This window comes from Paenibacillus humicola, assembly GCF_028826105.1.
GTDB classification, from domain to species: Bacteria; Bacillota; Bacilli; order Paenibacillales; family Paenibacillaceae; genus Paenibacillus_Z; species Paenibacillus_Z humicola.
On the sequence record NZ_JAQGPL010000001.1, the window covers coordinates 5,882,210 to 5,889,380 of the forward strand.

The window sequence follows — 7,171 nt, forward strand, 5'->3', positions numbered from 1 at the left end:
ATAAATTCGCCGGTTTCAAAAGGATTTCCTGCTTGACAGACCTTCTGTGCTCACATTTTATCTCTGCAAAATGTTTCACGTGGAACATTTTTGTTCGCCGACGAAAACCTGCAGGAATCTGCGTTCACGCAGCCCGCTATAAAGGCTGTTTTAACGGGGTGCCCGCTTTACGAGGGTATTTCGACGGCGTCTTGTCCGTTTTATCGATGATTACAACGTGCCGGTCCGAAAGTTCAATCGGAAGCTGCAAACGATGGACCTCGCGCAGCCTTCCTTTCAGCTCCCTCAAGCTTTTTTGCGCATCGTCGATTTCGTCATCCGGATCCGCTCCTTTCATTGCAGCGAATAATCCGCCGGGACGAACAAACGGCAGGCAAAATTCATTTAGAACGCTCAGCCGCGCTACAGCGCGTGCGGTCACGAGATCAAACTTATCGCGGTAGTCGGGCACTCTGGCGACATCCTCAGCTCGTCCGTGAATGCACTCAACATTTTCAAGCTCCAGCGACCTCACAAGCTCCTTCAAAAAAGAAATTCGTTTGCTCAGCGAATCGACGATCGTCACGCTTAGGTGCGGAAAACATATTTTTAGCGGTACGCTCGGAAACCCCGCTCCGGATCCGATATCCGCGAGGTTCGACTGCCGATTCATGGGAACGAAAAAGGCTAAAGAAATGGAATCGAAAAAATGTTTTTCATACACGGCTTCGCGCTCGGTAATACCGGTCAAATTCATCTTTTCGTTCCATTCCACCAACAGCTGGTAATAGGTTTCAAACTGCTGGAGTTGATTCGCACCGCACTCGACGCCCTTCTCAGCCAGCAGCCTGGTAAACTCCGTCTGATTCATTTCTTACCCCCGCGCTGCAACGACCCGATTATAATGCTCCAAATAAACGAGTAGGATCGAGATGTCGGCCGGAGTGACGCCCGCAATCCGCGACGCTTGGCCAATCGACAGCGGCCGGATGTTCGACAGCTTCTGCTTCGCTTCCGATGCCAATCCATGAATGTCCATGTAATCGATGTCGTCCGGAATCCGTTTTTTCTCCATCTTCCCGAGGCGCTCCACCTGAAGAAGCTGTTTCTCGATATAACCGGCATATTTGATCTGGATTTCGACTTGTTCCTTCATCTCTTCCGTCAGCTCTGTCGCAGACGGGGCAAACGGTTCAAGATGCGCATACGTCACTTCCGGACGGCGAAGCAGCGACAGCGCGTCCACGGTGTTTTGCAGCGGCGCAGACCCGAGCGAGGCAAGCATATCCTGAACCGGTTGATCCGGCCGTATTTTTTCCGATTTCAAACGCTCGATTTCTTGCTCGACTAGCTCTTTCTTGCTCATAAATTTTTCAAAACGCGCCTCCGATATCAAGCCGATTTCATATCCGACCGGCGTTAAACGAAGATCCGCATTGTCATGCCGGAGCAGAAGCCGGTACTCCGCCCGGGAAGTGAGAAGGCGGTACGGTTCGTTTGTCCCTTTCGTAACAAGATCGTCGATCAGCACCCCGATATACCCTTGCGAGCGTTCGACGATGACCGGATCTTTACCCTGCACGCTGCGCGCAGCGTTTATTCCCGCCATAATGCCCTGCCCGGCCGCTTCCTCATAGCCGCTCGTTCCATTGATTTGCCCGGCGGTGAACAGTCCCGGGACAAGCTTCGATTCAAGCGACGGCCACAGCTGCGTCGGTACGACCGCATCGTATTCGATCGCGTAACCGGTCCGCATCATTTCGACTTTCTCCAGCCCGGGGATGGACCGCAAAATTTGAAGCTGCACATCCTCCGGCATGCTTGTCGACAAACCCTGGACATAATATTCCGAAGTGTTTTTCCCTTCCGGTTCCAAAAAAATCTGGTGCTTCGGCTTATCGGCAAACCGAACGATTTTATCTTCAATCGATGGACAGTAGCGCGGCCCCGTCCCTTCAATCGCGCCCGAAAACATCGGAGCCCGGTGCAAATTGTCATTGATAATGCGATGCGTTTCTTCGGAAGTATAGGTCAGCCAGCATGGAATCTGCTCGTTATCCGAGTATTCCGTTTCATAAGAAAAAAACTTCGGTTTCTCGTCGCCCGGTTGAATTTCCGTTTTGCCGAAATCGATCGAATCTTTATGAACGCGCGGCGGTGTCCCGGTTTTAAATCGGACAAGCTCAAACCCGAGGTTTTTCAGACTCCCGGACAGCTTGACGGAAGGCTGCTGATTGTTCGGGCCGCTCTCGTACATCAGCTCGCCGATAATGACTTTGCCGCGCAAATAGGTGCCGGTTGTAAGCACGATCGCTTTCCCCCGATATTCGGCGCCTGTTTTCGTTATTACGCCGACGCATCGTCCTTCTTCGACGATTAAATCTTCCGCCATTCCTTGACGAAGCGTCAGACGCTCTGTCTCTTCGATCGTCTTCTTCATATTATGCTGATACAAAAATTTATCGGCCTGCGCCCGCAGCGCATGGACAGCCGGCCCTTTCCCCGTATTCAGCATTCGCATTTGAATAAACGTCTTATCGATGTTGCGCCCCATTTCTCCGCCCAAAGCATCGATCTCTCGTACGACGTGCCCTTTCGCCGGACCGCCGATCGAAGGATTGCATGGCATAAACGCTACCATATCCAAATTAATTGTCAGCAGCAGCGTCTCGCATCCCATTCGCGCCGCCGCCAGCGCCGCTTCACAGCCGGCGTGGCCCGCCCCAATTACGATTACATCATACTCACCGGCGCTGTACCCCATCTTTTCATCCCTCCTGCATCAAATATGAATTAACAGATTAATTATTTACCTAAACAAAACCTTGAGAAAATTTCGTCAATCAATGACTCGGATACTGAATCACCTAATATTTCGCCGAGTCTCTCCCATGACGTTCGCACATCGATTTGCACAATATCAACCGGAATTCCGGCATCCGTCGCTTCAATTGCATCCATCAGATGACTGCGCGCCTGCTGCAGCAGATGAATGTGACGGACATTGCTGACGTACGTCAAATCTGCCGATTCGAGTTTACCGCTGAAAAATAAGAAGCCGATCGCACGTTCAAGCTCATCGAGCCCCTTCCCCTGCACAACGGAAAGACGGATTGTCAGCTCTTCCGGAAAATTCAATTCGGATGGATCGAGGACGGCCGGCAAATCCGTCTTATTCAGCAGGACGATCGTTTTGCGTCCCTTTAGCTGTTCCATCAGTTTACGGTCGTCGTCTTGAAGCGGTTCATTGGCGTTCAGAACGAACAAGATCAGATCCGCATCCTCCAGCGCCGAGCGCGACCGTTCGACGCCGATACGCTCGACGACATCCGATGTTTCGCGAATTCCGGCCGTATCCAGCAGCCGCAGCGGAATGCCGCCCAACGTGACGTATTCTTCGATCACATCCCTCGTCGTCCCCGGGATATCGGTTACAATCGCTTTATTTTCCTGAGCGAGGGCATTGAGCAGCGACGATTTGCCGACATTCGGCCGACCGACGATTGCCGTAACAATCCCTTCCCTTAGTATTTTACCTTCTGCTGCCGTTTTTAGCAGCTTGTCGATTTCCCGGCACGCTTCCCCGCATCGTTCGCGAATAAAAGCGCTCGTCATTTCTGCGACGTCATGCTCCGGATAATCGATATTGACTTCGATATGCGCCAGCAGCTCGACCAGGCGGTCGCGCAGCGCCTTTACCCGGCTGGACAACGCGCCTTCCGACTGCTTCATCGCCACCGCAAACGCACGGTCCGATTTCGAACGGATCAGGTCGATGACGGCCTCCGCCTGCGTCAAGTCGATCCGCCCGTTCAGAAAAGCCCTCTTTGTAAATTCACCTGGCTCGGCGATCCGTACCGTTCCCTGCCTGAGCAGCAGCTCCAGAACGCGTTTGACCGCAACGACGCCTCCATGCGTGCTCAGTTCCACGACGTCCTCGGCGGTAAAGGAGCGAGGACCCCGCATGACGGTCAGCAAAATCTCCTCCACCTTCTCCCCGGTTGCGGGGTCGACGATAAAACCGTAATGCACACGATGGGATTCGGCTTCGTTAATATTCGATTTCGACCGAAAAACCTTCGCCGCCTCTGCTACGGCATCCGGCCCGCTCACCCGTATAACGGCAATGCCGCCTTCACCGACGGCTGTCGAGATGGCGGCAATCGTATCGTGGTTCATCATTTTGCTGCTTAAGCCTCCATTCAAATCCCCGCAAAGTGCCACTAGCTGTTCCGGTTCCTTTTCGGGGGCCTGGCAATCGAACAACTCATTTTTGACGATCAAGCAGAACCGGCTGACGCCGGCTTTGGCGGCGAAACGAGCTCATCCCTTGATCGATAAGAAGGTAAGCGAGAAAATGAACCTTACCTATTGATTAAAAAAAGGAGCAATGACTCGCCGCGGCAGCCATTGCTTCGATATTCCATATGCGAACGTTACTTAAGCGTAATAACGACTCGCCGGTTCGGCTCGTCGCCTTTGCTGAATGTTTTGACTTTCGCATGATTCTGCAGCTGAGAGTGAATGATCTTCCTCTCCTGCGGCGGCATGGGCTCCAGGACGACTTCCTTTCTCGTCCGGATGACCTGTCCCGCAAGCCTCTCCGATAGTTCCTCCAGCGTCTTGCGACGCCGCTCCCGAAAATTCTCCGCATCGAGCACAATGCGAAGATGATTGCCGGAATAACGATTGGCCACGATGTTGGCCAAATATTGCAAGGCATCGAGCGTTTGGCCGCGGCGTCCGATCAGCATGCCGATATCTCCGCCGCCCGAAAGCGAAAGCGTTAGCCCGTCCCGCGATTCCAGACGGCTGACGGATATGCCGATCCCCATCGTGCCCGCCACTTCGGTGACGAACCGTTCGGCTTGTTCGATCGGGTCCAATTGTTCGGCCGGGTCAACAGCAGCCGGAGCGGCTTCCGGAGACGCCGGCGTTTCCGGTTCCGGTTCGGGAAGAAGCTCGAGCTCCAGCTTCGCCTCCTTCGCTCCGATCAATCCGAACAGCCCCTTCGAGGGCTGTTCGAGCACCGTTACCCGGACGCGGTCTTCCGTGACTTGCAGTTCCGTTAATCCTTTTCGCAAAGCATCTTCGATCGTTTTACCCGATGCTACGATTTTCTTCATTTCGCGGGAGCGCCCTCCTTACCCTTGGCTGAAGATCGTACGTAAAGGAAATAGTTTTGAACGATCGTATAGATGTTCGTGTATATCCAGTACAGCGGCAGCGCCGCCGGGAAATTGATCGCCATCACGAAAATGAGCACCGGGAAAATAAACATGATCCCCTGCATGGCAGGCATCGTTTTTTGCTGCGAAGACATCATTTTCGACTGCACGAACGTCGTAATGGCCGCAATGATCGGCAGCACGTACGTATGGTCGGGTTTGCCTAACTGGAGCCACAGAAAGGTGTGCTCGCGTATATTCTCGTTCATATATATCGAATTGTACAGGGCGATAAAGATCGGCATCTGCACGACCAGCGGCAGACAGCCCGCAAGCGGGTTCACCTGGTTTTGCTGAAACAGCTTCATCGTTTCTTCCTGTTGTTTTTGCGGATTGTCCTTGTGCTTCTCTTTAATCTTGGCAAGCTCCGGCTGAAGTGCCTGCATCGCCTTCGAACTTTTATACTGCTTGAGCGTAAGCGGCAAAATAAGCGTCCGTACGATCGCCACCATCAGCAGAATCGCGATGCCGTATTGGCCCCCGAACCATCTGGCGAACGCCTCGAGCGCAAGCGAGAAATAGTAGACGACGTATCGCTGCCAAGGATTGCCTTCGGCAAGCTGGCCCATCGATACCGGATGTGTAGCGGACGAGCATCCGCTCAGCACAAGCACCAGCAAAACCAGTGAAAGCGCAATTAGCCATGTACGTTTCGAATTACGGGACAACATCTTAAACTCCTCTCTGGGCACCATCAAAACATAAGAACCAATATATCGGTAACACGGATTCGCATACCTAGAACTATATCACATTTTATGGCACAAAGAAACAAGCCCTGCCGGTCATCGCAAAGGCTTCAGCAGCCCGGCTTTTTTCAGCACATGCAGCATGCTTTTCTCGAGCTCCTTCATCTTCAAACCAACCGCCGCCTTGCGCACAATCACGATTAAATCGTGCTTCTCGGAGATCCGGTCCGCATGCTGCCGTACGATTTCCTTGACCAGCCGGCGCATCCGGTTCCGCACGACGGCGTTCCCGATCTTCTTGCTGGCCGATACGCCGAGCCGGATCGGATCCGCCTCCGGCTGGCGGGACCAATACACAACAAACTGGCTGTTGGCGAATGATTTCCCGTTTCGATAAATGCGGGCAAATTCATGTCGGCTCTGCAATCGCAATTTTCGCTGCACGTTCTTCTCACCGAACCTTCATTCCTCAATTATTCCCTTTAAAAATGAAAAAAAGACCACTGGACGTGGTCTTCAACTTACGCGCTCAGTACCTTTCTGCCCTTCTTGCGGCGGGCGCTCAGCACTTTACGTCCGTTTTTCGTCGCCATCCGCTTGCGGAATCCGTGTACTTTCTTTCGTTTGCTGACGTTCGGTCTAAATGTAGGTTTCATGTCGCATGCACCTCCTGTTCCAAATGATGCTTACCATCCGGTCCAACCGCTGCCCGGCTGCCGTTTTGCGGTAACCGGTCCTTCGTTTATGGACTTCAATTTTAAGTCAGCTCTTGAAAAAACGCCTTTTCCCATTAAACCACGGCTCTATTTAAAAGTCAACCGTCAGCAGGGGCAAATCACGCCGACTGCCGCAAAGCGTCCATACGGCTCAAACTGTGGACAACCTTGCCCGCGCCGGAAAATTAATAACATGTGGACAGCCGAACGACAAAAATGACGGTTCTTGTCGAATTGAAAACAAATTATAAACAATATCTAGTGTTGTCGATAAAATTTATACACAATCTATTGAATTTGTGGATAGAAACGCGCGAATCGTTGAAATACAAGGGGTCTTTTGCTATGATAGATTTGTTTTCGGTGTGGATGACTGCCCGAACCCCTCAATTTTATCAACAACCTGTGGATAACAATGTGAACAACATTCATCCCCTTTTGATAACTTTATCCGGCATGTTCTCCGCATGTGGATGAAAGTTCCAATAATACCCGCATATTCGACATGTTTACGCATGGCTGCGCCGCCTTGGGCGAATTGGATAAGGAGTGACAATCT

Annotated in this window: 7 protein-coding genes; all 7 read right to left on the minus strand. The window is 52.2% G+C overall.

Features of this window, described 5'->3' with window-relative positions; translation table 11 throughout:
- Positions 1 to 136: 136 nt before the first annotated feature.
- The 7 genes from rsmG to rpmH all read right to left on the minus strand — a co-directional run bounded on the left by rsmG (position 137) and on the right by rpmH (position 6,552).
- A complete protein-coding gene (rsmG, locus tag PD282_RS27110; protein WP_274654936.1) occupies positions 137 to 850 on the minus strand; it encodes a 16S rRNA (guanine(527)-N(7))-methyltransferase RsmG in 714 nt (237 codons plus the stop codon).
- A gap of 3 nt (positions 851 to 853) precedes the next feature.
- Positions 854 to 2,743 (minus strand): tRNA uridine-5-carboxymethylaminomethyl(34) synthesis enzyme MnmG, encoded by a 1,890-nt coding sequence (gene mnmG, locus PD282_RS27115; RefSeq protein ID WP_274654937.1) that lies wholly within the window; start codon positions 2,741 to 2,743, stop codon positions 854 to 856.
- 41 nt (positions 2,744 to 2,784) lie between these two features.
- The gene (gene mnmE / locus PD282_RS27120) at positions 2,785 to 4,158 is read right to left on the minus strand and encodes a tRNA uridine-5-carboxymethylaminomethyl(34) synthesis GTPase MnmE (protein WP_274655484.1); all 1,374 of its coding nucleotides are present in this window, start codon (positions 4,156 to 4,158) and stop codon (positions 2,785 to 2,787) included.
- Between the two features lie 257 nt (positions 4,159 to 4,415).
- On the minus strand, positions 4,416 to 5,105 hold the full coding sequence (gene jag, locus PD282_RS27125; RefSeq protein ID WP_274654938.1) for an RNA-binding cell elongation regulator Jag/EloR: 690 nt from the start codon (positions 5,103 to 5,105) through the stop codon (positions 4,416 to 4,418).
- Positions 5,102 to 5,878: a YidC/Oxa1 family membrane protein insertase gene (locus tag PD282_RS27130; RefSeq protein ID WP_274654939.1), complete on the minus strand. Its 777-nt coding sequence runs from the start codon at positions 5,876 to 5,878 to the stop codon at positions 5,102 to 5,104. The genes jag and PD282_RS27130 overlap by 4 nt, the downstream gene beginning before the upstream one ends.
- A 114-nt stretch (positions 5,879 to 5,992) precedes the next feature.
- Positions 5,993 to 6,340 carry a ribonuclease P protein component gene (rnpA, locus tag PD282_RS27135; RefSeq protein WP_274654940.1) on the minus strand — a complete coding sequence of 116 codons (348 nt, stop codon included), beginning with the start codon at positions 6,338 to 6,340 and terminating at the stop codon, positions 5,993 to 5,995.
- Positions 6,341 to 6,417: 77 nt separating this feature from the next.
- A complete protein-coding gene (rpmH, locus tag PD282_RS27140; RefSeq protein WP_274654941.1) occupies positions 6,418 to 6,552 on the minus strand; it encodes a 50S ribosomal protein L34 in 135 nt (44 codons plus the stop codon).
- Positions 6,553 to 7,171 lie beyond the last annotated feature (619 nt).

Coding starts and splice junctions, on each gene's coding strand:
- rsmG (WP_274654936.1), bottom strand. CDS start 850: ATGAATCAGACGGAGTTTACCAGGCTGCTGGCTGAGAAGGGCGTCGAG.
- mnmG (WP_274654937.1), bottom strand. CDS start 2,743: ATGGGGTACAGCGCCGGTGAGTATGATGTAATCGTAATTGGGGCGGGC.
- mnmE (WP_274655484.1), bottom strand. CDS start 4,158: ATGAACCACGATACGATTGCCGCCATCTCGACAGCCGTCGGTGAAGGC.
- jag (WP_274654938.1), bottom strand. CDS start 5,105: ATGAAGAAAATCGTAGCATCGGGTAAAACGATCGAAGATGCTTTGCGA.
- PD282_RS27130 (WP_274654939.1), bottom strand. CDS start 5,878: ATGTTGTCCCGTAATTCGAAACGTACATGGCTAATTGCGCTTTCACTG.
- rpmH (WP_274654941.1), bottom strand. CDS start 6,552: ATGAAACCTACATTTAGACCGAACGTCAGCAAACGAAAGAAAGTACAC.